Below are 21,680 nucleotides of genomic sequence, written 5' to 3' on the forward strand. Positions count from 1 at the left end.
ACCATGGAGGGGCTACAGCGTTGTTTTGTCCTTCATACGCGTCCCTATAGCGAGACGAGCCTGATCCTTGATGTATTCAGCGAGGACTCAGGCCGTGTCACCCTCCTTGCCAAAGGTGCGCGCCGCAAACGCTCCAACCTCAAAGGCGCGCTGCAACCTTTTACGCCGCTGTTCATCAAATGGTCAGGCCGGGGCTCGATGCCGGTCCTGACTCAGGCCGAGCCGATCAGTATCGGCCTGCCGATGCGCAGCTATATCCTGTACTCCGCCATGTATGTCAATGAGATCCTGGCGCGGGTCCTGGAGCCCAATACCCCTTACCCGGTGTTGTTTCTGGATTACCTGAATGTGCTGCGAGAGCTGGCACAGGCGGAGAATCCAGAGCCTGCACTGCGGCGCTTTGAACTGGCATTGCTGTACCATCTCGGCTATGGCATCGACTTTCTTCACTGTGCCGGCAGCGGCCTGCCGGTTGAAGATGAGATGACCTACAGCTACCGCGAGCAGCGGGGCTTTATCGCTTCGATGGTGCAGGGACAGCTGTCGTTTACCGGCAATCAGCTCAAGGCCATCGCAGCGAGACATTTTGACAGTCCGGATCAGCTTCGGGCCGCAAAACGCTTTACACGGATAGCCCTGAAACCGTATCTTGGCGGCAAACCATTAAAAAGCAGGGAATTGTTTACCCTCAGAGGAAGGAGTTCCGGAAAATGAACAACATTTTACTCGGCGTGAATATCGATCATATTGCCACCTTACGGAATGCACGGGGGACGCGTTACCCGGATCCGGTCCACGCTGCGGAAGTGGCTGAGCGTGCCGGTGCCGATGGGATCACCATCCACCTGCGTGAAGATCGTCGCCATATCACCGACCGTGATGTCCGTATTTTGCGTGAAACCATTCAGACCCGAATGAATCTGGAAATGGCGGTGACCGATGAAATGATCCAGATCGCACTGGACACCAAGCCGGAGTTTGTTTGTCTGGTTCCGGAGAAGCGCGAAGAGCTGACGACCGAAGGCGGCCTGGATGTGGCCGGTCAGCTGGAAAAAATCAAAGCTGCGACGGCAAAACTGACCGAAGCTGGAATTCTGGTTTCTCTGTTTATTGATGCTGACCGTACTCAGATCGACGCCGCTGTTGCCTGTGGCGCGCCGTACATTGAGCTGCACACCGGCCATTATGCGGATGCCCAAACGGATGCGGAGCAGCAGGCCGAGCTGAAGAAAATTGCCGCTGCGGCCAGCTACGCCGACGATCAGGGCATCAAGGTGAATGCCGGTCACGGCCTGACCTACCATAATGTGAAGCCGATCGCCGCGCTGCCGGAGCTGTATGAGCTCAATATCGGTCACTCGATTATCGGCCGTGCCGTCTTTGATGGCCTGCAAACCGCCGTGGCAGACATGAAAGCCGTGATGCTGGAAGCGCGTCGCTGATGGCGATTCTGGGGCTGGGCACCGATATCACGGCCATCGACCGGGTGGAGAACGTATTCTCGCGCACCGGGGATGCGTTTGCTGAGCGGGTGCTGGCGCCGGAAGAGCTGGCGGTTTTTCATAGCCTGAAGCACAAGGCCCGCTACCTGGCGAAGCGGTTTGCAGTTAAGGAAGCCGCGTCGAAGGCGCTGGGCACCGGCATCGCCTGTGGGGTGACGTTCCATGACTTCATCGTCAGCAACGATGCCCTGGGCAAACCGGTGTTGGCACTGTCCGGCAAGGCCGGGGAACTGGCGGCGCAGATGGGCGTGCGGCATGTTCACCTGACCATTGCCGATGAGAAGCAGTATGCGGTGGCGACGGTGATCCTCGAAAGCTGAGGTGACAGCTGCCGGGTTGATGGCGAATTCAGTAGACAAGAAAAAGGCGAGCACACTGCTCGCATTTTTTGTATCGCTTAAGCCCAAGCTAAGGCCGGTAGGCTTTGGAGGCCTTGACGACGTTGTTCATTTCGTCGACCAGCTCGAATAGCTCGGGTTCGAGATCGTCGGTGCTGGCCCCGGCCTTGAGCTCAGTTTCGATGGTGTGGCACAGGCTCTTGAGGCGCGGGACGCCGCTGTAGGCGCAACTGCCGTGCAGTTTATGGATCGGCGGCCACAATTCGATGTCCTTGCCGTCCAGGGCTTCGTTTACCAGCATCTCGACCTCCGGCATATAGTCGAGCAGCATTTGCAGCATGTCCCGCGCCAGCTCCTCTTTCCCCGCGGCCTGTTTCAGGGCCAGATCCCAGTCCCAGCTGATATTCTGATTCACCGGCTGCTCAGCCTCCGTCGCGGGGGCCAGCTCAGCCGCCAGCATGCCGTTCGCTCCGGCCGCTGCGACTTGTGCATCGGTCTGGATCCACTTGGCCAGGATCTGTTGCAGGATATGCTCTTCAATCGGTTTGGTCAGGTAGTCATCCATCCCCGCATTGAGCAGGCGCTCGCGCTCGCCGGCCATAGCGTGGGCGGTGACCGCAATCACCGGGGTGTGGTGGTTGAGGTCGGTTTGGTGGATTTCCTGACAGGCGGTGACCCCGTCCATTTCCGGCATCTGGATATCCATAAAGATCAAATCAAAGCGTTTCTGGTGGGCGTACTCGACCGCTTTGCGTCCGCCGGTAGCAGTGATCACGGTTTCGACCCGCTCGCTCAGCAGGGCGGCAATCAGCTTCAGGTTGGCCGGGTTATCGTCGACCGCCATCACCGTCAGCGGCAGGATGCTCTGGGTCGGGGCCGGCAGCAGTTGCGGCCCCGGCTCTGCCAGCTCGTCCGGCTCGGTGATCAGGGTTTCCAGCAGTTTGCGCTGCGCCAGCGGTTTGGGCAGGCAGGCTGACACGCCGGCATTGAGCAGGCGCTCGGACAGTGCCAGCTCGGTGGTCGGCAGGCAGACCATCACTTTCTCGCTGTGCTGCTCGGCTTTGAACACCATATCCAGCAGGGTGGCAATCGGCGGCTGCTCGCCCGGTGCCAGACAGAGCAGGGCAAACTCGTGTTGTTCGGCTTCTTCCGGCATGGTCGAGCGGTAGGTGACATGGATACCGGCCCGGATCAGACGTTGTTGCAGGATCGAGGCGGCCTGCATGTTCGGCTCGATCAGCAGCAGTTTCTTACCGTTGAGCGAGGCGGTGTTGAGCGGCTGCGAGACCGGCAAGTCGGTTTTGGTCAGGCGCAGGCTGAACCAGAACGTTGAGCCCTGGTGCAGGCGGCTGGTCAGGCTGATTTCGCCGCCCATCTGGGTGACCAGTTTCTGGGTGATCACCAGCCCCAGCCCGGTGCCGCCGTAGCGACGGGAGATACTGGCATCGGCCTGGCTGAAGGCCTGGAACAGCTGGGCCTGCTGGCGCTCGGAAATCCCGATCCCGGTGTCGCGGACGATAAATTGCAGCTCGACGGTTTCGTCCTTGTCGGCCTTGAGCTCGACGGAAACATCAATGTTGCCGCGCTCTGTGAATTTCACGGCGTTGCCGATGAGGTTGGTCAGCACCTGCTGGATCCGCAGCGGATCGCCGATCAGCCCGGCAGGGATCCGCTCGTCGATTTTCAGGGTCAGCTCGAGGCCTTTTTCGTGGGCGCTCGGGGCCAGCAGTTTCATTACTTCATCAAGCGAGTCGGTAAAGTCGAACGGAATATTTTCCAGCAGCAGCTTGCCGGCTTCGAGTTTCGAGAAGTCGAGAATGTCGTTGATGATGGTCAGCAGGTTGTTGGCGGACTTCTCGATCGTCTGCAGGTAGTCCTGCTGGCTGCTGCTGAGCCGGGTCTTGAGCATCTGGCGGGTAAAGCCGATGACGCCGTTGAGCGGGGTGCGCAGCTCGTGGGACATATTGGCCAGGAACTCGGATTTCACCCGGGCCGCTTCCTGGGCACGTTTTTTGGCGATATCCAGCTCGACGTTCTGGATCTCCAGCTGCTCCAGGGTTTCGCGCAGATCTGAGGTGGCCTGGTCGATGCTCTGCTGCATTTCAATGTGGTATTCCGACAGCGAGATCGCCATGGCATTGATGCCGTTTTTCAGCGTGTCGAGCTCGCCCAGCAGCTGGCCTTCGATCCGAACATCCAGGTGGCCGCGGCGGATCCGGTCGACCACGCTGACCATATGGGAGATCGGCCGGGTCACATCGCGCATCAGACGGTAGGCAAACAGCGAGGCCAGCGTCAGGCCCAGCATCAGCACCATCAGGGCGGTAAAGACTTCCTGGTACTGCTGCAGGCGCAGGGCGCTGAGATCAAGCTCGAGGGCAATATAGCCCAGTGGTTTAGCCTGCATGCCCGGCGCGGACAGGGTGCTGAATTGCCCTTCGCTGAGGATCGGCGCTCTTAAAATCAGTGCGTTTTCATTGAGCCGCGTGTCGAGCAGCAGCGGGATTGGCTGGTCGTCCGGATACTTCAGGGTTTCGAAGTTGCGATGGAAATTGGAGGTAACGAACAGTTGGTTGTCGGCATCAAACACCGCAATGCTGCGGACAATTTCCGAGTGCTTGCGGTGGGCGTAGCTGATCAGGCGCCGGACCGCTTCGCGGTTTTTGTCGGTCATGCTGTATTCGGTGGAAATCGCAAGGGGCTCAATAATACTGGCGCCGGTCGACAGCAGCTGATGTTCGAGGTCTCGGTAGCGGCTCATGGTGAAAAAAGCGCTCAGGAGCAGGCCGATAATCAGCGTCGGTGCTAATGTCAGGGTGAACACCCTGGCACGAAGTCCATATTTGGTCATGGTTCTCTTAATTACAAGAATGCGATTCTGTGGGAGAATTGTCCTCCACCTGTGGCCGTTAGCTTAATGAAACTAAGGCTGCTCGACAATCAACGAATACCAAACTGCTGGCAATATCACTCAGTTTGGTCGATCTGCTCCGTGAGTCAAAACACTATGGCACGTTTTTTTAAGCCTCAGAAACGAAAATTAACCGATACCAAACACAAGGAAATGACCATTCGCCGCCTCGATCATCTCGGTGCCGGGATTGGTCATCTCGACAAAAAGCCGGTATTTGTTGATGGAGCGTTGCCGGATGAAACCGTGGTGGTGCAGCTGACGGAAGATAAAAAGCAGTATGCCCGTGCCAAAGTGATCAAGCGCCTCAATGACAGTCCAGCCCGGACCCAGCCGCTGTGCCCGATCTATGAGCAGTGCGGCGGCTGTAATTTGCAACACTTGTCCCATGCCGGCCAGGTAGCAGCCAAGCAGCAGGCGCTGGGCGAGCTGATGGGTAAATTTGCCGCCACGGATCAAGGGCAGTCTTTTGAACAGGCGCCGCCCATCTCCGGGGATGCCTGGCACTATCGCCGCCGGGCGCGGTTCAGCCTGCGGGCCGAGAGCGGGCCGCTGCAGTTTGGTTTTCGTCGCAAGCAGAGCAAAGCCATCGTGGACGTCAGCCATTGCCCGGTTCTGGCCGACTCCCTGAATGCATTGTTGCCGCCTCTGCGGGAATTACTGGCGGGCCTGAAGGGCAAAAAGCATCTCGGACATGTTGAGCTGGTGGAAGCAGACAATGGCCGGGTGGTGATGATCCGTCACCTGCAGCCGTTCAATGATGTCGATCAGGCGGCGCTGCAGACTTTTGCAAAGCAGCATTCGGTGATCCTGTATCTGGCGCCAACGGCCGATAGCCTGGAGCGCGTGGCCGGTGAGGCACCTTACTATGCGGTGGACGGGCAGAAGCTCTATTTCACGCCGCGGGATTTCATCCAGGTGAACCGGTCGGTGAATGCACAAATGGTGCAGCAGGCGCTGGACTGGCTTGAGGTCGGCCCACAGGATCGGGTGTTGGATTTATTCTGCGGTTTAGGTAACTTTAGTTTACCCTTAGCCAAACAGGTTCAGGCCGTCGTCGGCGTGGAAGGGGTGGACGAGATGGTCCGCCGCGCCACGGAGAACGCGACGCAGGCGCAGTTGACCAATACCGAATTTTACCAGGCCAACCTGGAAGAGGATGTCACCACCCAGCCCTGGGCGCAGGCGCCTTTTACCAAGATTTTGCTGGATCCGGCTCGGGCCGGTGCGGCGGGTGTGATGTCACATGTGGTCAAGCTGGCGCCGGAGCGGGTGGTGTACGTGTCCTGTAATCCGGCCACCCTGGCCCGGGATAGCCAGGTGCTGTTGCAGCAGGGATATCAGTTGGCGCGTTTGGGAATGCTGGATATGTTCCCTCACACCGGACACTTAGAATCAATGGCGCTGTTTATCCGGTCGGATCAGGGCCGCAAAAAATAGTGTTGAATCACGATAGAACAACAGGATAGAGAGATGGTCGCAGTTCGCGGTGCGCACTTAAAGGAAAATGAGACATTTGAGCTGGCTGCCTGGGTTGAGAGCCTGAAGCAGGATGCCAAAGTGGCGGAGCAGATCAAGCAAACCTATCAACGTTGTATCGAGCTTACGAGCAAGGAAGCGTCGGCGCCGCAGTTGCTGTGGCGCGGCCGCGAAATGGTTGAAATTCTGGTGACCTTGAGTATGGATCGGGACACCCTGGTGGCAGCCTTGCTGTTCCCGCTGGTGGAAGCGGGGATCTATAGTTACGAAGCCCTGAGCGAGGATTACAGCAACACCATCTTGCAGATGGTGTCCGGGGTCGAGCAGATGGCGGCGATCGGCCAGCTCAAATCCACCACCGAAGGGGCGTCGCAGTCGGCGCAGGTGGATAATATTCGCCGGATGCTGCTGTCGATGGTGGACGATTTCCGCTGCGTGGTCATCAAACTGGCCGAGCGGATCTGCAACCTGCGGGCGGTGAAAGATGAGCCGGATGAGGTACGCCGGGCAGCAGCCAAAGAGTGTGCCAACATCTACGCGCCGCTGGCCAACCGGTTGGGGATCGGTCAGCTCAAGTGGGAAATCGAAGACTACGCGTTCCGCTACAACCATCCCAATACCTACAAGCAGATCGCCAAGCAGCTCTCCGAGCGCCGGATCGATCGCGAACACTACATCGAGCATTTTGTCGAAGATCTCGACCGTGCGATGAAGGCGTCCAACATCAAGGCGGAAGTCCACGGCCGTCCGAAGCACATCTACAGCATCTGGCGCAAGATGCAGAAGAAGAACCTGGCGTTCGACGAGCTGTTTGACGTCCGGGCGGTGCGGATCATTGCCGATCAGCTGCAAGACTGTTACGCCGCGCTGGGGGTGGTGCACACCAAGTACCGTCATCTGCCGAAAGAGTTTGATGACTATGTCGCCAACCCGAAACCGAACGGCTATCAGTCGATCCATACCGTGGTGCTGGGGCCGGAAGGCAAAACCATCGAGATCCAGATCCGAACCAAGCAAATGCATGAAGAGTCGGAACTGGGGGTGGCTGCTCACTGGAAATACAAGGAAGGGGCGACCGGCGGGGCCAAGTCGGCCTACGACGAGAAAATCAACTGGCTGCGCAAACTGCTGGCCTGGCAGGAAGAGATGTCCGATTCCGGCGAGATGCTGGAAGAGCTGCGCAGTCAGGTGTTTGATGATCGCGTCTACGCTTTTACGCCGAAAGGGGATGTGGTCGACCTGCCGATGAATGCTACACCGCTTGATTTTGCCTACCACATTCACTCGGAAGTGGGGCACCGGTGTATCGGCGCCAAGGTCGAAGGGCGGATTGTGCCGTTTACCTATCACCTGCAAATGGGCGATCAGGTCGAGATCATCACCCAGAAGGAGCCGAACCCGTCGCGCGACTGGCTGAACCCGAACCTGGGCTTTGTGACTTCCAGCCGGGCCCGGGCCAAGGTGCATGCCTGGTTCCGTAAGCAGGACCGTGACAAGAACATCGCCGCCGGGCGGGAAATCCTCGAGACCGAGCTGGCCAAAATCGGTGCGACGCTGAAAGATGCCGAAGCCTACGCGCTGAAGCGGTTCAATGTACCGTCGCCGGTCGAACTGTTTGCCGGGATCGGCAGCGGCGACCTGCGGATCAATCAGGTCGTTAACCACATCAATGCGCTGGTGAACAAGCCGACGGCCGCGGAAGAAGATCAGCAGCTGCTGGAAAAACTCAGTGAAGCCGGCCAGAGAACCGCCAAAAAGCCACAGCGGGATGCCGTGGTGGTGGAAGGGGTGGATAACCTGATGACCCACCTGGCCCGGTGTTGCCAGCCGATCCCGGGCGATGAGATCCAGGGTTTCGTGACCCAGGGACGTGGCATTTCGGTGCACCGCCAGGACTGCGAACAGCTGGAAGAGCTGCGCCATGTTGCGCCGGAGCGGATCATCGATACCGTCTGGGGCGGCGGCTTTGTCGGCAGCTATACGCTGACGGTCCGGGTAACGGCCTCGGAGCGTAACGGCTTGTTGAAGGAGCTGACCAACACCTTCGCCAACGAGAAGGTGAAAGTGGCCGGGGTGAAGAGCCGGATCGATTTCAAAAAACAAATGTCGATCATGGACTTCGACCTGGAGCTGACTGATCTGGAAGTGTTGGGCCGGGTGCTCAAGCGGGTGGAGCAGGTCAAGGATGTTGCTGAAGCCAAGCGGCTCCATTAATGTCTCCCATCACGGGATTGGAACGGGTAGCCTGGCTGCCCGTTTTTGTATCGCCAGCAAATTGAAAAGGCAGTATTTGACATGAGTGACAACACACCGACGGCCATTGAGCTGTTGCTCGAGATTATGGCGAAATTGCGGGATCCCGAGACGGGATGTCCGTGGGATCTGAAGCAGGACTTTGCCTCCATCGTGCCGCACACGCTCGAAGAAGCGTATGAGGTCGCCGATGCCATCAATCAGAAAAATTGGGATGAGGTGCGCGAAGAGCTGGGGGATTTGCTGTTTCAGGTGATCTTTTACAGTCAGCTCGGCAAAGAGCAGGGGCTGTTTGCGTTTGAAGATGTGGTCCGCGGTATCAATGACAAATTGATCCGCCGCCATCCCCATGTGTTCGGAGACACCGAGTTTGCCAGCGAGGCGGAGATCCACGCCAACTGGGAAGCCGAAAAAGCCAAAGAGCGGGCCGCGAAAGCCGCAGATGCCAGTCTGCTGGCCAATATCCCCCAAGCCCTGCCGGCGCTGCTCCGGGCGGAAAAAATCCAGAAACGCTGTGCCAAGCACGGCTTTGACTGGGACAGCCTGGGGCCGGTGGTCGAGAAAGTCCGCGAAGAATTGGACGAAGTGATGGATGAAGTCATCCAGGTGTCACCGTCTCAGGACAACATCGAGGATGAGATCGGCGATCTGCTGTTTGCTGTGGTCAACCTCAGCCGCCATCTGAAAGTGAAGCCGGAAACGGCACTGCAGCGGGCCAACCAAAAATTCGAACGCCGGTTTCGCGAAGTTGAAAAAAGTGTGCTAGAACAAGGGAAGCGTGTTGAAGACTGCTCGCTCGAGATGCTCGATCAGGAATGGCATCGCGTCAAACAGCGCGAGCGTTAACCGCCTTGCTTAGCCGTTGAACGGAATGAGGTCCCGGCGGCAGTACCCGCCGGGATCTTTGATTTGAGACAAAAAAAAACTGCCAATGCTGTGATAGTTTTCACGTTGTGGCGATAAAGTGTGTCTGGTATACTAATTTCCCGTCCAGATACTTTTTATATCCTCTATACCAATCTTCCAGGTAAAACATGACGACGAATTACATTTTTGTTACGGGCGGGGTCGTATCCTCTCTAGGTAAAGGTATTGCTGCAGCCTCTCTGGCAGCGATTCTAGAAGCACGTGGTCTGAAAGTGACCATGATGAAACTAGACCCTTACATCAACGTTGACCCAGGCACCATGAGCCCGATTCAACACGGTGAAGTATTCGTAACGGAAGACGGTGCAGAGACCGACCTTGACCTGGGTCACTACGAGCGTTTTATTCGCACCAAAATGACCAAGCGCAACAACTTTACGGCTGGCCGCGTGTACGCGGACGTGCTGCGTAAAGAGCGTCGTGGCGACTATCTGGGTGCGACTATCCAGGTCATCCCGCATATCACCAATGAAATCAAAGAGCGTGTGATCGCCGGTGCCGAAGGCCATGATGTGGCGATCGTCGAAGTCGGTGGTACTGTGGGTGACATCGAGTCCCTGCCGTTTATGGAAGCCATCCGTCAGCTGGCGGTTGAACTGGGCCGCGAGCGCGCCATGTTCATGCACCTGACGCTGGTTCCTTACCTGGCTGCTGCCGGTGAAGTGAAAACCAAGCCAACCCAGCATTCGGTGAAAGAGCTGCTGTCGATCGGGATCCAGCCGGATGTGCTGATTTGCCGTTCTGACCGCATGATCCCGGCAAACGAGCGTGCCAAGATTGCACTGTTCTGTAACGTGCCGGAAAAAGCGGTCATCTCAATGAAAGATGTCGATTCCATCTACAAGATCCCACAACTGATCAAGGCTCAGGGCCTGGATGATCTGGTATGTCAGCGCTTTGGCATTAACGCACCGGAAGCAAACCTGTCTGAATGGGAGCAGGTGATCTACGAAGAAGCCAATCCAACGGCTGAAGTGACCATTGGTATGGTCGGTAAGTACATCGAACTGCCGGATGCGTACAAGTCGGTGAACGAAGCCCTGAAACATGCGGGCCTGAAAAACCGCCTGTCAGTCAACATCAAGTACGTGGATTCACAAGATGTTGAATCGAAAGGCACAGAAGTGCTGGAAGGCCTGGATGCAATCCTGGTTCCTGGCGGCTTCGGTGGTCGTGGTGTCGAAGGGAAGATCATCACGGCGCAATATGCCCGTGAAAATAAGATCCCATACCTGGGCATCTGCCTGGGCATGCAAGTGGCGCTGATTGAGTTCGCCCGCAATGTAGCCGGCATGGAAGGCGCGCATTCCACAGAATTTAATCCAGAAACCAAATATCCGGTGGTTGGTCTGATCACCGAGTGGGTTGACAGCGAAGGCAAGGTGGAAGAGCGTACCGAGAAGTCGGATCTGGGCGGCACCATGCGTCTGGGCTCTCAGCTGTGTCATCTGGCCGAAGGCTCGAAAGCTCGTGCGCTGTATGGCAACGCGACGATTCACGAGCGTCATCGCCACCGTTACGAAGTGAATAACAACCTGCTGCCGAAACTGGAGAAAGCGGGTCTGAAAATTTCTGGTCTGTCTGCAGACAAGAAACTGGTGGAAATTATCGAGATCCCGAACCACCCATGGTTTGTGGCGGCTCAGTTCCACCCTGAGTTCACCTCTACGCCTCGCGACGGCCATCCACTGTTTGAAGGCTTTGTGAAAGCGGCAGGCGATAACCTGCGCGGTGAGCTGAATAAGTAAGGATTACGGATAGCTGTGGCAAAAAGCGCTACAGCTATTTTTTTAGCTTTTAAATTGAAGATAAAGCAAGAGGAAACATAATGTCTAAGATCGTTAAAGTTCTAGGTCGTGAAATTATCGATTCACGTGGTAACCCAACTGTTGAAGCTGAAGTTCACCTGGAAGGCGGTTTCGTCGGTATGGCTGCTGCACCATCTGGTGCATCGACTGGTTCTCGCGAAGCGCTGGAACTGCGTGACGGCGACAAGTCTCGTTTCCTGGGTAAAGGTGTTCTGAAGGCTGTTGAAGCTGTGAACGGCCCAATTGCTGAAGCTCTGCTGGGTAAGGATGCGAAAGCTCAGGCTGATATCGATCAGATCATGATTGACCTGGACGGTACCGAAAACAAGTCTAACTTCGGTGCGAACGCTATCCTGGCGGTTTCTCTGGCGAACGCCAAAGCTGCTGCTGCTGCGAAAGGCATGCCGCTGTACGAGCACATTGCTGAGCTGAACGGTACTCCGGGTCAATTCTCTATGCCTCTGCCAATGATGAACATCATCAACGGTGGTGAGCACGCGGACAACAACGTTGATATCCAGGAATTCATGATCCAGCCTGTAGGTGCGAAGACGCTGAAAGAAGGTCTGCGTATCGGTGCTGAAGTTTTCCACAACCTGGCGAAAGTTCTGAAAGCGAAAGGCATGAGCACAGCCGTTGGTGATGAAGGTGGTTTTGCACCGAACCTGGAATCCAATGCTGCTGCCCTGGCTGCTATCAAAGAAGCTGTTGAACTGGCTGGCTACGAGCTGGGCAAAGACGTTACGCTGGCGATGGACTGTGCGGCCTCTGAATTCTTCGACAAAGAAGCTGGCAACTACAACATGAAAGGTGAAGGCAAGATCTTCACTTCTGAAGAATTTAACCACTACCTGGCTGGTCTGGTTGAAGAATACCCAATCGTTTCTATCGAAGACGGTCTGGACGAGTCTGATTGGGACGGCTTCAAGCACCAGACTGAACTGCTGGGCGGTAAAATCCAGCTGGTCGGTGACGATCTGTTCGTAACTAACACCAAGATCCTGAAAGAAGGTATCGAGAAGGGCATCGCCAACTCTATCCTGATCAAATTCAACCAGATCGGTTCTCTGACTGAGACGCTGGCTGCAATCAAGATGGCGAAAGACGCAGGCTACACGGCTGTTATCTCTCACCGTTCTGGTGAAACTGAAGATGCAACCATTGCTGACCTGGCTGTTGGTACTGCTGCGGGCCAAATCAAAACCGGTTCTATGAGCCGTTCTGACCGTGTTGCGAAATACAACCAGCTGATCCGTATCGAAGAAGCGCTGGGCGAGAAAGCCCCTTACAACGGTCTGAAAGAAGTGAAAGGCCAAGCGTAATTCATACGTTGAATCCCGGATGCCTTTCGGTCATCCGCATTGAGAAAACCGCCTGTCACAGGCGGTTTTTTTTCGTCTGAAGCCCGGCTTGCCGACATGAATGACTTGTGGCTCAATCTGTTATCAGCCGGTGCGTCCGATCTGTTCTGAGTGGTTTGGCTGTAACTGGCCCTAGTCACATCCAGCGCTTTATGGGATTATTAGGACTATTTTTTAAATGGCCCTGCTGATTGATGACGATGATCACTGCTGGGGTCCCCGAAAGTGCAAAACACGAATGAACATGGGAGCCGTATGCGTTTATTCACTGTCGCGCTACTGATGACACTGGCATGGTTGCAGTACGATTTCTGGCTGGGAAAAAACGGCATGGGCGATTATCTGGCTGCCAAAGACAATGTGGCGTTGCAGCAACAGGCCAATGCCGAGCTGGCGCAGCGTAACCAGCAGATGTACGCCGAAATTCATGATTTGCATCGCGGCCAGGAAGCGGTGGAAGAGCGGGCACGAAATGGCCTGGGCATGATCAAGCCGGGCGAAACCTTCTTTCGGATCGTCGGCGAATAGCTGTCGCGTCCGGGCTGGATACAGCAACGCCGCAGTATGAAACCTTGAAGTAATCAGCGAAAAGCGATACCTGAATTCATGACTGAAAAAATCACCGCTGTCGTACCTGCGGCCGGGATCGGCAGCCGCATGGCGGCGGACCGTCCGAAGCAATACCTGCACATTGCAGGCAAAACAATTTTAGAACATACCCTGGACCGCCTGTTAAGCCATGCGGCGATTCGTCGTGTGATTGTGGCAATCAGTCCGGCGGATCCTTATTTTCACGCCTTGCCGCTGGCGGATGATCCGCGGATCACCGTGGTGGACGGCGGTGCCGAGCGTGCCGATTCGGTCTTTGCCGGACTGGCGGCCATTGAGGATGAGTTAAGTTGGGTTCTGGTTCATGATGCGGCCCGGCCGTGCGTGCGCCGGGCGGATCTGGACAAACTCATCGCCTCGGCCCGCGACAGCGACTGCGGGGCGATCCTGGCTGCGCCGGTACGCGATACCATGAAGCGAGGCAATGGCCGTCAGGGCATCGCGGAAACCGTGTGTCGGGATGATCTCTGGCATGCGCTGACGCCGCAGATGTTCCGGGTGAAACAATTGCGCGATTCACTCCAGTATGCGCTGTCGCAAGGCGCGGTGATCACCGATGAGGCCTCGGCACTCGAGTTTTGCGGTTTACAGCCCCGGTTGGTTCCGGGGCGGTCGGATAACCTCAAGGTCACTCAGCCGGAGGATCTGGCCCTGGCTGAATTTTATTTACAACAATTGATGAAGGACGAGCCATGATTCGCATTGGACACGGTTTTGATGTACACAAGTTTGGTGGTGAAGGGCCGGTCATTATTGGTGGCGTGGCGATTCCGTACGAGCAGGGGCTGATCGCTCACTCGGACGGGGATGTCGCCCTGCACGCCGTGTGTGATGCCCTGCTCGGTGCGATTGGCGCCGGGGATATCGGCCGTCATTTCCCGGACACCGATGCCGAATGGGCCGGGGCCGACAGTCGTTTCTTGCTGCGCGATGTCTATAGTAAAGTGAAGGCCCGGGGGTATCGTCTGGGGAATCTGGATGTGACGATTATTGCCCAGGCACCGAAAATGGCCCCTTACATTGAGGCCATGTGCCAGGCGATTGCGGCGGATCTGGAAACGGACATCGGTAATATCAATGTCAAAGCGACGACTTCGGAGCGATTGGGATTCACCGGTCGTAAAGAAGGGATTGCTTGTGAAGCGGTCGTTCTGATCCATCAACAATAATGATAATGAATAGCAGCTGGCTGTGAAGGTCAGCTGGATTGCAGCAGTGTGTTGCTGCCTCTAAATGGTGTTTGTATGTCTAGTATTATGGACGGCTTTAGCTGGCTGTATGGGAAGCCTGCCTGTCAGGGACGCTTGAAGGTTCAACCTGAGGATTTCGTGGTCAATGAAATTCTGGGTTATACGTTTGCCGGAACCGGCGAGCATTTTATGGTGAAAATCCGCAAGACCGGGGAAAACACCAAGTATGTCGTGAATGAACTGGCCAAAGCGTGCGGCGTGAAATCCCGCGATGTCAGCTGGGCCGGACTGAAAGATCGTCATGCCGTGACCGAGCAGTGGCTCAGTGTTCACCTGCCGGGCAAGCCGGATCCGGATTTGTCAGCATTCGAAGCCACCCATCCGGGGGTCGAAATCCTGGAAACGGCGCGCCACGATAAAAAATTGCGCCCGGGCGATCTGCAAGGCAACTGGTTTGAATTGCGCCTGACTGAGCTGGATCAGCCACAGGAAGTGATTGCCCGCCTGGAGCAGGTTGCCGCCCGGGGCGTGCCGAACTATTTTGGTGAGCAGCGTTTCGGCCATCACGGCAACAACGTGGTGAAAGCACGGAGTTGGGGCAATGATGAATTCCGCGTTCGCGACAAGAGTAAACGCAGCTTTTATCTGTCCGCGGCTCGCTCCTGGTTGTTTAATCAGGTGCTCTCTGCCCGGATCGCCCAAGGCCAAGTACACACGCTCCTGCCCGGCGATTATCTGCAGGCCCCGACTGAAGGACAGGATCAGGTGATTGATGCTGTCAGTGCAGCGATCCAGGCGCAGGTGGATCAGGGCCAGTTGGCCATTACCGCGCCGATGATGGGGGACAATGCCCTGCCGACGACCGCGGAAGCCGAAGCATTTGAAATGGCTGTGGTGGAGCAGGAGCCGCTGCTGCTGAAGCTGATCCGGGATAACCGGATGCGCCATGAGCGTCGCCCGTTATTGCTGCAACCACAGCAAATGGCGTGGCAGCAGCAAGGGGATACGATTACTGTGTCTTTTGCCCTGCCGGCCGGCTGCTTTGCCACCGCAGTGGTCAGAGAATTAATGATTGAACGTGAGCTAGAGGATGGCAGCCATGCGAATTTTGATCAGTAATGACGACGGTATTTTTGCGGAAGGGATCAACACGCTGGCAACTGCGTTAGAAGCATTCGGGGAAGTCACGGTGGTGGCGCCGGATCGCAATCGCTCCGGCGCGTCAAACTCGCTGACCCTGGAAACGCCGCTGCGGATCCGGGAAGAAGGCCCGCGGTGGGTCTCTGTCGAAGGCACGCCGACCGACTGTGTCCACTTTGCCTTAAATGAGTGGCTGGATTACCGCCCGGATTTGGTGGTAGCCGGCATCAACCATGGTGCCAACCTGGGCGATGACGTGCTGTATTCCGGAACGGTCGCGGCAGCAACGGAAGGGCATTTCCTCGGGGTGCCGGCGATTGCTGTGTCTCTGGTGGGCTCGCGTTATTTCGCCACGGCCGCGCATGTGGTGAAAGATATCGTGGCCAAGCTGGCTGAGCAGCCGTTGCCGTCTAATAAAATCCTGAATATCAATGTGCCGGATGTACCGCTGTCTCAGCTGGGTGAGTGGCAGATCACCCGGCTCGGCGCACGCCACCGGGCTGAGAAAATGATTAAAGAGACGGATCCACGCGGCAAAGCCATTTACTGGCTGGGACCGCCGGGGGCATGCCAGGATGCCGGTCCGGGCACCGACTTTTATGCCATCGAGAACAATCAGGTGTCGATCACACCCTTGCAGGTGGATTTGACGGCCCATGATGCGCTTGCGAGCATGCAGCAATGGCTTGAGCAAGGGGAGAGCAAGTAAGGATGCGCTATGTGGAAGAGCGGCATAGTCTGCTGACATTTTTGCATCAGTTGGGGATCCGTGATGAGCGGGTCCTCAAGGCGATGGACGCGGTTCCCCGCGAGCGGTTCATCGATGAAGCGCTATCGCATAAAGCGTATGAAAACAATGCCCTGCCGATTGGCAACGGCCAGACGATCTCGCAGCCTTATATCGTTGCCAAAATGACTGAGCTGCTGGCTCTGCAGCCGGACTCCCGGGTGCTGGAAATCGGTACCGGCTCGGGCTATCAAACCGCGGTTCTGGCGCATCTGGTAGAGCACGTGTGTTCGGTAGAGCGGATCAAGGCCCTACAATGGCAGGCCAAGCGTCGCTTCAAGCAACTGGATCTGCATAATATCTCGACCAAGCACGGTGACGGCTGGCAAGGATGGCCGAGCAAAGGGCCGTTTGACGCAATTATCGTGACGGCGGCTGCCGAGCGTATTCCGGTAGGACTGTTGTCCCAACTGGCAGAAGGGGGACGGCTGATCATTCCGGTCGGTGAGGCGTCTCAGGTCCTCAAGCAGATTGTGCGTCAGGGCGATCAGTTCAGCTACCTTGATGTTGAAGCCGTCCGCTTCGTGCCGTTAATTGCCGGAGAGTTGGCATAGCGAACGATGAAGGTGGCGGTGAACTCTGTAGCTTGGCGAAAAACAACGGTAGCAGCCCTGGTGTTGCTGCTGTCGGCTTGTAGCAACCATTCCCCGGCACCGGTGAGCAGCATCGGAAAAGATTATGCCAGCCTGGAACGCGGCAGTTTCCGTGGTAGTTTTTACGAGGTGAAAAAGGGCGATACCCTGTACTTTATCTCTTACATCACCGGCCGTGATGTGGAAGAGATTATTGCCACCAACAAACTTTCCCCGCCCTACACCATCTACCCGGGACAATCCCTTGAGCTGTGGAAACCGAAATATGTGGCTCCTGCCTTTGGCAAGCCCGGTACGGTATCGGCTGTAAAAATCCCAGAAAAAACAGTCAGTACCCCGAAAAAGCCTGCGGTGAAACCAACCCCGGCCCCGGTCGTTAAGCCGAATCCGGTTCCGCCTGCGGCAAAAAATGAGCCAAAACCCAGCAAAACAGCGCAAAAAACGAGCGATAAAGATGTTGATCAGGCTCGCACAAAAGAGTACTCTCAAAATTCCAAAGGTAACAAAGTTGTTACAAAAAAGGAGCCGGTAAGTAACAAGGTGACCCGTTGGTCATGGCCGACTCGAGGGCGCGTGGTTGGGAAGTTCTCCAATACTGAAAACGGCAATAAGGGAATAGATATTGCCGGTCAGCGGGGACAAACCGTGAAAGCCTCGGCCGCAGGGGTCGTCGTCTATGCGGGGAATGCACTGCGTGGATACGGCAACCTGGTGATCATTAAGCACAACGATGACTATCTCAGTGCCTATGCTCACAACGACACCATACTGGTCAAGGAGCAGCAGACGGTCCAGGCCGGACAGAAAATTGCTGCCATGGGCAGCAGTGGCACCAACAGTGTCCGTCTGCATTTTGAGATCCGTTACAAAGGTAAGTCCGTGAACCCGTTACGGTACCTACCCAAGTAGACAACATGGCACCGTAACTTTGCTATGTTTTGCTAACTCGCCATCTGGGAGGCGCTATGAGTAGAAGCAATACAGCGACCGATATCGACAACTTCGATTTTGAAGATGATATTGAATTAGATGCGGAGGAGATCGAGACCAAAGCAGCTGCTGAGGAAGACACGACGACCGATGATGTCGATATTTCGCAATACGGCGGCACGCAGAAAGCCCTGGATGCGACTCAGTTGTACTTGGGAGAGATCGGTTTTTCCCCTCTGCTGACTGCGGAAGAGGAAGTCTTGTATGCTCGCCGGGCGCTCCGGGGTGATGAGGTTGCCCGCAAGCGGATGATCGAAAGTAACCTGCGCCTGGTGGTGAAAATTTCCCGGCGTTACAGCAACCGGGGGCTGGCGCTGCTGGATCTGGTTGAAGAAGGGAACCTGGGGTTGATCCGGGCGGTGGAGAAATTCGATCCTGAGCGCGGCTTCCGGTTTTCGACCTATGCGACCTGGTGGATCCGACAAACCATTGAGCGGGCGATCATGAATCAGACCCGGACGATCCGTCTGCCTATCCATGTGGTGAAAGAGCTGAACGTTTATCTACGGACAGCCCGTGAACTGGCGCAAAAGCTGGATCATGAACCGACTGCGGAAGACATCGCGCTGAAACTGGATAAGTCGGTCGATGATGTCAACCGGATGCTGCGCCTGAATGAGCGGGTCGGCTCGGTGGACAACCCGATCGGCGGTGATTCGGAGAAAGCGCTGCTGGATATTATTCCGGATGAGAAGAGCGGCGGACCGGAAACGTCCACTCAGGATGATGATATCAAAGCCTCGATTGTGACCTGGTTGCAAGAGCTGAACCCGAAACAGCGCGAAGTACTGGCGCGTCGCTTTGGCCTACTGGGGTATGAAGCATCCACTCTGGAAGATGTGGGCCGTGAAATCGGCCTGACCCGGGAGCGGGTCCGTCAGATCCAGGTTGAAGGGCTGCGTCGCCTGCGCGACATGCTGACCCATCAGGGGCTGAATATCGAATCGCTGTTTAACCAAGAGCAGCTGTAAGTCGAGATTCATTTGAGGACAAACAAAAAGGGTTGATGCGTTGGCATCAACCCTTTTTTGATCGCAGTGGTTTGGCCCTTACAACAAGGCTTTCAGGCGGTAGAGCTCATCCAGCGCCTGGCGCGGCGTCAGCTCATCCGGGTTCACGTTCGCCAGCGCCGTTTCCACTTCGCTGGGCTCCGGCAGCAGGGTCAGCTGGTGCTCGGCTTTCGGCGCCGTCCCGGGAGCGTTCACGGCTTGCTGATGGCCGCTGGCTTCCAATTGCTGCAGTTTGGTTTTGGCGCGTTTGATCACTGGTTTCGGAACACCGGCCAGACTGGCAACGGCCAGACCAAAGGATTTACTGGCAGCCCCTTCCTGCACGGCATGCATAAAGGCGATTTCATCACCGTGCTCGACCGCATCCAGGTGAACGTTGGCCAGGCCAGACATCAGCGACGGCAGCTCGGTCAGTTCAAAGTAATGGGTCGCGAACAGGGTCATGGCGGCGATTTTATCCGCCAGCCACTCGGCACTGGCCCAGGCCAGAGACAGGCCGTCGTAGGTGCTGGTTCCCCGGCCAATTTCATCCATCAGCACCAGGCTGTTCGGCGTCGCATTGTGGAGAATATTGGCCGTCTCGGTCATCTCAACCATGAAGGTCGAGCGGCCGGAGGCCAGATCGTCCGATGCGCCAATCCGGGTGAAGATCCGATCCAGCGGACCGATCGTGACCGCTTCTGCCGGGACAAATGAGCCGACATGGGCCATCAGGGCGATCAGGGCCGTCTGGCGCATATAGGTTGATTTACCCCCCATGTTCGGTCCGGTGATGATCAGCATCCGGCGATCCCGATGCAGCGAGATTGGGTTGGCGATAAACGGCTCACTCAGCACCTGTTCAACCACGGGATGGCGCCCGGCGGTGATTTCAATCCCGGCGGTTTCGCTCAGCTGTGGCCGGCAGTAGTTGAGCGTGTCTGCCCGCTCGGCCAGGTTGGTAAGTACATCCAGCTCCGACAGGGCGCTGGCGGCATTTTGTAAGTGCTCCAAGTGTGGCAGCAGCAAATCAAACAGTTCTTCCCACAGCTTTTTCTCCAGCGCCAGTGCTTTGGACTTGGAGTTCAGCACTTTATCTTCGTGCGCTTTGAGCTCAGGAATAATATAGCGCTCGGCATTTTTCAGGGTCTGGCGGCGAACATAGTGGCTCGGGACCTGGTGGCTCTGGCTGCGGCTCACCTGGATATAGAACCCGTGGACCTGGTTGAAGCCGACTTTCAGGGTATCGAGATCATGGCGTTCGCGTTCGCTGGCTTCCAGCTCTTCAAGAAACTTGGTGGCCCCGTCGGCCAGATCACGCCATTCATCCAGTTCGGCATTGTATCCCGGTGCCAGGACGCCGCCGTCGCGGATCACCACCGGCGGATTGTCAATGATGGCGCGCTCAAGCAATTCGCAGAGTTCATCCATCGGCGCGGCCAGTTGGGCCAGCTCCCCAATGCGAGGTTGAGCATTGTCTGCCAGCACGTCGGCCAGCTCCGGCAGATGCTGCAGGGCGGTGCGCATGCGGGCCAGATCGCGTGGGCGGGCAGAGCGCAGGGCCAGGCGAGCCAGGATCCGTTCCAGATCGCCCATATGGCGTAGCACGCCAGCCACATCGGTAAATAGTCCGGTGTCTTTGAAGGCACTGATGGCATCCAAACGGGCGTTGAGCTGTTTCTGATCGCGGATCGGCTGGTGCAGCCAGCGCTTGAGCAGTCGGCTGCCCATCGGGGTCGCGGTCTGATCCAGGACAGACGCCAGCGTATTGTCGAACCCGCCGGCCAGATTCTGGGTCAGCTCCAGATTGCGGCGGGTGGCGGCATCCAGGATCACGGCGTGATCTCGGGTGTCCTGGGTGATCGCCCGAATGTGTGGCAGCGCAGTGCGTTGGGTGTCTTTAACATATTGCAGCAAACAGCCGGCGGCGCACAGGCCACGCTCGGCATTGTCGACGCCGAACCCGACCAGGTCGCGGGTGCCGAACTGCATCGTCAGCTGCTGGCGGGCCGTCTCTAAGTCGAATTCCCAGACCGGTCGCCGGCGACTGCCTTTAAACGGTTGCAGCAGGCCGGGCAGGGCAAAATCTTCCGGGTACAGCAGCTCGGCCGGGCTGGTGCGCTGTAGCTCGGCCTGCATCGCTTCTTCGGTTTCCGGCTCGGTCAGCATAAAGCGGCCGGAGGTGATATCCAGCGTGGCATAGCCGAACCCCTGGCTGTTCTGGTAAATCGCGGCGATGAGGTTATCCCGGCGCTCGTTGAGCAATGCCTCATCACTCACGGTTCCCGGCGTCACGATGCGGACCACCTGACGTTCTACCGGCCCTTTGCTGGTGGCCGGATCGCCGATTTGTTCACAAATCGCCACCGACACCCCTTGCTGCACCAATTTGGCCAGATAGCCCTCGACGGCATGATAAGGCACCCCGGCCATTGGGATGGGCTGGCCATTGGATGCGCCGCGTTTGGTGAGGGAAATATCCAGCAACTGGGATGCCTGTTTGGCATCGTCGTAAAACAGCTCGTAAAAATCCCCCATGCGGTAAAACAGCAGCACATCCGGATTTTCAGCTTTGATCCTCAGGTACTGCTGCATCATAGGTGTGTGTTTAGTTAAATTATCTTTCGTTGTCATGGTGTTGTATTTCCTATGATGCTGATTTCAGGTGTCGTCGGAGCCGCGGGTGCACGATGGCCATCGTCTGAGGAAGGAGCCCGACATTGTGTGATACATGCGCGATGTCATCCGGACCATCCGGGTTGACAGCACCGCTTTCAACACGTGTGTGGGCGGATTTCGGCCA

General features: G+C 56.7%; 18 protein-coding genes. 16 read left to right on the top strand and 2 right to left on the bottom strand.

What is annotated here, in order from left to right; translation table 11 throughout:
- Positions 1–3 precede the first annotated feature (3 nt).
- The 3 genes from recO to acpS are packed head-to-tail and all read left to right on the top strand — an operon-like array spanning position 4 to position 1,822.
- The gene (gene recO / locus VV869_RS08825; RefSeq protein ID WP_337734591.1) at positions 4–714 is read left to right on the top strand and encodes a DNA repair protein RecO; all 711 of its coding nucleotides are present in this window, start codon (positions 4–6) and stop codon (positions 712–714) included.
- Positions 711–1,442 carry a pyridoxine 5'-phosphate synthase gene (gene pdxJ, locus VV869_RS08830; protein WP_337734592.1) on the top strand — a complete coding sequence of 244 codons (732 nt, stop codon included), beginning with the start codon at positions 711–713 and terminating at the stop codon, positions 1,440–1,442. Before recO ends, pdxJ begins: the two co-directional genes overlap by 4 nt.
- Positions 1,442–1,822 carry a holo-ACP synthase gene (gene acpS / locus VV869_RS08835; protein WP_337734593.1) on the top strand — a complete coding sequence of 127 codons (381 nt, stop codon included), beginning with the start codon at positions 1,442–1,444 and terminating at the stop codon, positions 1,820–1,822. Before pdxJ ends, acpS begins: the two co-directional genes overlap by 1 nt.
- An 88-nt stretch (positions 1,823–1,910) precedes the next feature.
- On the opposite strand, the gene barA is transcribed toward acpS, so the two are convergent.
- Complete coding sequence (gene barA, locus VV869_RS08840) at positions 1,911–4,691, bottom strand: two-component sensor histidine kinase BarA (protein WP_337734594.1); 2,781 nt, start codon at positions 4,689–4,691, stop codon at positions 1,911–1,913.
- Positions 4,692–4,847: 156 nt separating this feature from the next.
- On the opposite strand from barA, the gene rlmD reads away from it, so the two are divergent.
- The 13 genes from rlmD (at position 4,848) to rpoS (ending at position 18,859) form a co-directional block, all read left to right on the top strand.
- Complete coding sequence (gene rlmD / locus VV869_RS08845; protein ID WP_337734595.1) at positions 4,848–6,191, top strand: 23S rRNA (uracil(1939)-C(5))-methyltransferase RlmD; 1,344 nt, start codon at positions 4,848–4,850, stop codon at positions 6,189–6,191.
- 33 nt (positions 6,192–6,224) lie between these two features.
- Positions 6,225–8,444 carry a GTP diphosphokinase gene (relA, locus tag VV869_RS08850; RefSeq protein WP_337734596.1) on the top strand — a complete coding sequence of 740 codons (2,220 nt, stop codon included), beginning with the start codon at positions 6,225–6,227 and terminating at the stop codon, positions 8,442–8,444.
- A gap of 81 nt (positions 8,445–8,525) precedes the next feature.
- On the top strand, positions 8,526–9,329 hold the full coding sequence (gene mazG, locus VV869_RS08855; protein ID WP_337734597.1) for a nucleoside triphosphate pyrophosphohydrolase: 804 nt from the start codon (positions 8,526–8,528) through the stop codon (positions 9,327–9,329).
- A 188-nt stretch (positions 9,330–9,517) separates the two neighbouring features.
- On the top strand, positions 9,518–11,158 hold the full coding sequence (locus VV869_RS08860; RefSeq protein ID WP_337734598.1) for a CTP synthase: 1,641 nt from the start codon (positions 9,518–9,520) through the stop codon (positions 11,156–11,158).
- Positions 11,159–11,238: 80 nt separating this feature from the next.
- Entirely contained in the window at positions 11,239–12,540 is a 1,302-nt protein-coding gene (eno, locus tag VV869_RS08865; protein ID WP_337734599.1) for a phosphopyruvate hydratase, read from the top strand.
- 294 nt (positions 12,541–12,834) lie between these two features.
- Positions 12,835–13,107, top strand: coding sequence for a cell division protein FtsB (ftsB, locus tag VV869_RS08870; protein ID WP_337734600.1), 273 nt, complete (start codon positions 12,835–12,837; stop codon positions 13,105–13,107).
- 78 nt (positions 13,108–13,185) lie between these two features.
- Positions 13,186–13,884, top strand: a complete 699-nt coding sequence (gene ispD / locus VV869_RS08875; RefSeq protein ID WP_337734601.1) for a 2-C-methyl-D-erythritol 4-phosphate cytidylyltransferase — start codon at positions 13,186–13,188, stop codon at positions 13,882–13,884.
- Entirely contained in the window at positions 13,884–14,357 is a 474-nt protein-coding gene (gene ispF / locus VV869_RS08880; protein ID WP_261602813.1) for a 2-C-methyl-D-erythritol 2,4-cyclodiphosphate synthase, read from the top strand. The genes ispD and ispF overlap by 1 nt, the downstream gene beginning before the upstream one ends.
- 75 nt (positions 14,358–14,432) lie before the next feature.
- Entirely contained in the window at positions 14,433–15,497 is a 1,065-nt protein-coding gene (gene truD / locus VV869_RS08885; RefSeq protein ID WP_337734602.1) for a tRNA pseudouridine(13) synthase TruD, read from the top strand.
- Complete coding sequence (surE, locus tag VV869_RS08890) at positions 15,478–16,227, top strand: 5'/3'-nucleotidase SurE (protein ID WP_337734603.1); 750 nt, start codon at positions 15,478–15,480, stop codon at positions 16,225–16,227. The genes truD and surE overlap by 20 nt, the downstream gene beginning before the upstream one ends.
- Before the next feature lie 2 nt (positions 16,228–16,229).
- A complete protein-coding gene (locus VV869_RS08895; protein WP_337734604.1) occupies positions 16,230–16,859 on the top strand; it encodes a protein-L-isoaspartate(D-aspartate) O-methyltransferase in 630 nt (209 codons plus the stop codon).
- A gap of 6 nt (positions 16,860–16,865) precedes the next feature.
- Positions 16,866–17,807, top strand: coding sequence for a murein hydrolase activator NlpD (nlpD, locus tag VV869_RS08900; protein ID WP_337734605.1), 942 nt, complete (start codon positions 16,866–16,868; stop codon positions 17,805–17,807).
- Positions 17,808–17,863: 56 nt separating this feature from the next.
- Complete coding sequence (gene rpoS / locus VV869_RS08905; protein WP_337734606.1) at positions 17,864–18,859, top strand: RNA polymerase sigma factor RpoS; 996 nt, start codon at positions 17,864–17,866, stop codon at positions 18,857–18,859.
- A 78-nt stretch (positions 18,860–18,937) separates the two neighbouring features.
- Here rpoS and mutS read toward each other — a convergent pair whose 3' ends face one another.
- Positions 18,938–21,511 (bottom strand): DNA mismatch repair protein MutS, encoded by a 2,574-nt coding sequence (gene mutS / locus VV869_RS08910; protein WP_337734607.1) that lies wholly within the window; start codon positions 21,509–21,511, stop codon positions 18,938–18,940.
- Between the last annotated feature and the right edge of the window lie 169 nt (positions 21,512–21,680).

This window comes from Photobacterium sp. MCCC 1A19761, from assembly GCF_037389125.1.
GTDB lineage: Bacteria > Pseudomonadota > Gammaproteobacteria > Enterobacterales > Vibrionaceae > Photobacterium.

What these genes read in the sequence shown, in the direction of transcription:
- recO (WP_337734591.1), top strand. Translation starts at nt 4, where the DNA reads ATGGAGGGGCTACAGCGTTGTTTTGTCCTTCATACGCGTCCCTATAGC.
- pdxJ (WP_337734592.1), top strand. Translation starts at nt 711, where the DNA reads ATGAACAACATTTTACTCGGCGTGAATATCGATCATATTGCCACCTTA.
- acpS (WP_337734593.1), top strand. Translation starts at nt 1,442, where the DNA reads ATGGCGATTCTGGGGCTGGGCACCGATATCACGGCCATCGACCGGGTG.
- barA (WP_337734594.1), bottom strand. Translation starts at nt 4,691, where the DNA reads ATGACCAAATATGGACTTCGTGCCAGGGTGTTCACCCTGACATTAGCA.
- rlmD (WP_337734595.1), top strand. Translation starts at nt 4,848, where the DNA reads ATGGCACGTTTTTTTAAGCCTCAGAAACGAAAATTAACCGATACCAAA.
- relA (WP_337734596.1), top strand. Translation starts at nt 6,225, where the DNA reads ATGGTCGCAGTTCGCGGTGCGCACTTAAAGGAAAATGAGACATTTGAG.
- mazG (WP_337734597.1), top strand. Translation starts at nt 8,526, where the DNA reads ATGAGTGACAACACACCGACGGCCATTGAGCTGTTGCTCGAGATTATG.
- VV869_RS08860 (WP_337734598.1), top strand. Translation starts at nt 9,518, where the DNA reads ATGACGACGAATTACATTTTTGTTACGGGCGGGGTCGTATCCTCTCTA.
- eno (WP_337734599.1), top strand. Translation starts at nt 11,239, where the DNA reads ATGTCTAAGATCGTTAAAGTTCTAGGTCGTGAAATTATCGATTCACGT.
- ftsB (WP_337734600.1), top strand. Translation starts at nt 12,835, where the DNA reads ATGCGTTTATTCACTGTCGCGCTACTGATGACACTGGCATGGTTGCAG.
- ispD (WP_337734601.1), top strand. Translation starts at nt 13,186, where the DNA reads ATGACTGAAAAAATCACCGCTGTCGTACCTGCGGCCGGGATCGGCAGC.
- truD (WP_337734602.1), top strand. Translation starts at nt 14,433, where the DNA reads ATGTCTAGTATTATGGACGGCTTTAGCTGGCTGTATGGGAAGCCTGCC.
- surE (WP_337734603.1), top strand. Translation starts at nt 15,478, where the DNA reads ATGCGAATTTTGATCAGTAATGACGACGGTATTTTTGCGGAAGGGATC.
- VV869_RS08895 (WP_337734604.1), top strand. Translation starts at nt 16,230, where the DNA reads ATGCGCTATGTGGAAGAGCGGCATAGTCTGCTGACATTTTTGCATCAG.
- nlpD (WP_337734605.1), top strand. Translation starts at nt 16,866, where the DNA reads ATGAAGGTGGCGGTGAACTCTGTAGCTTGGCGAAAAACAACGGTAGCA.
- rpoS (WP_337734606.1), top strand. Translation starts at nt 17,864, where the DNA reads ATGAGTAGAAGCAATACAGCGACCGATATCGACAACTTCGATTTTGAA.
- mutS (WP_337734607.1), bottom strand. Translation starts at nt 21,511, where the DNA reads ATGACAACGAAAGATAATTTAACTAAACACACACCTATGATGCAGCAG.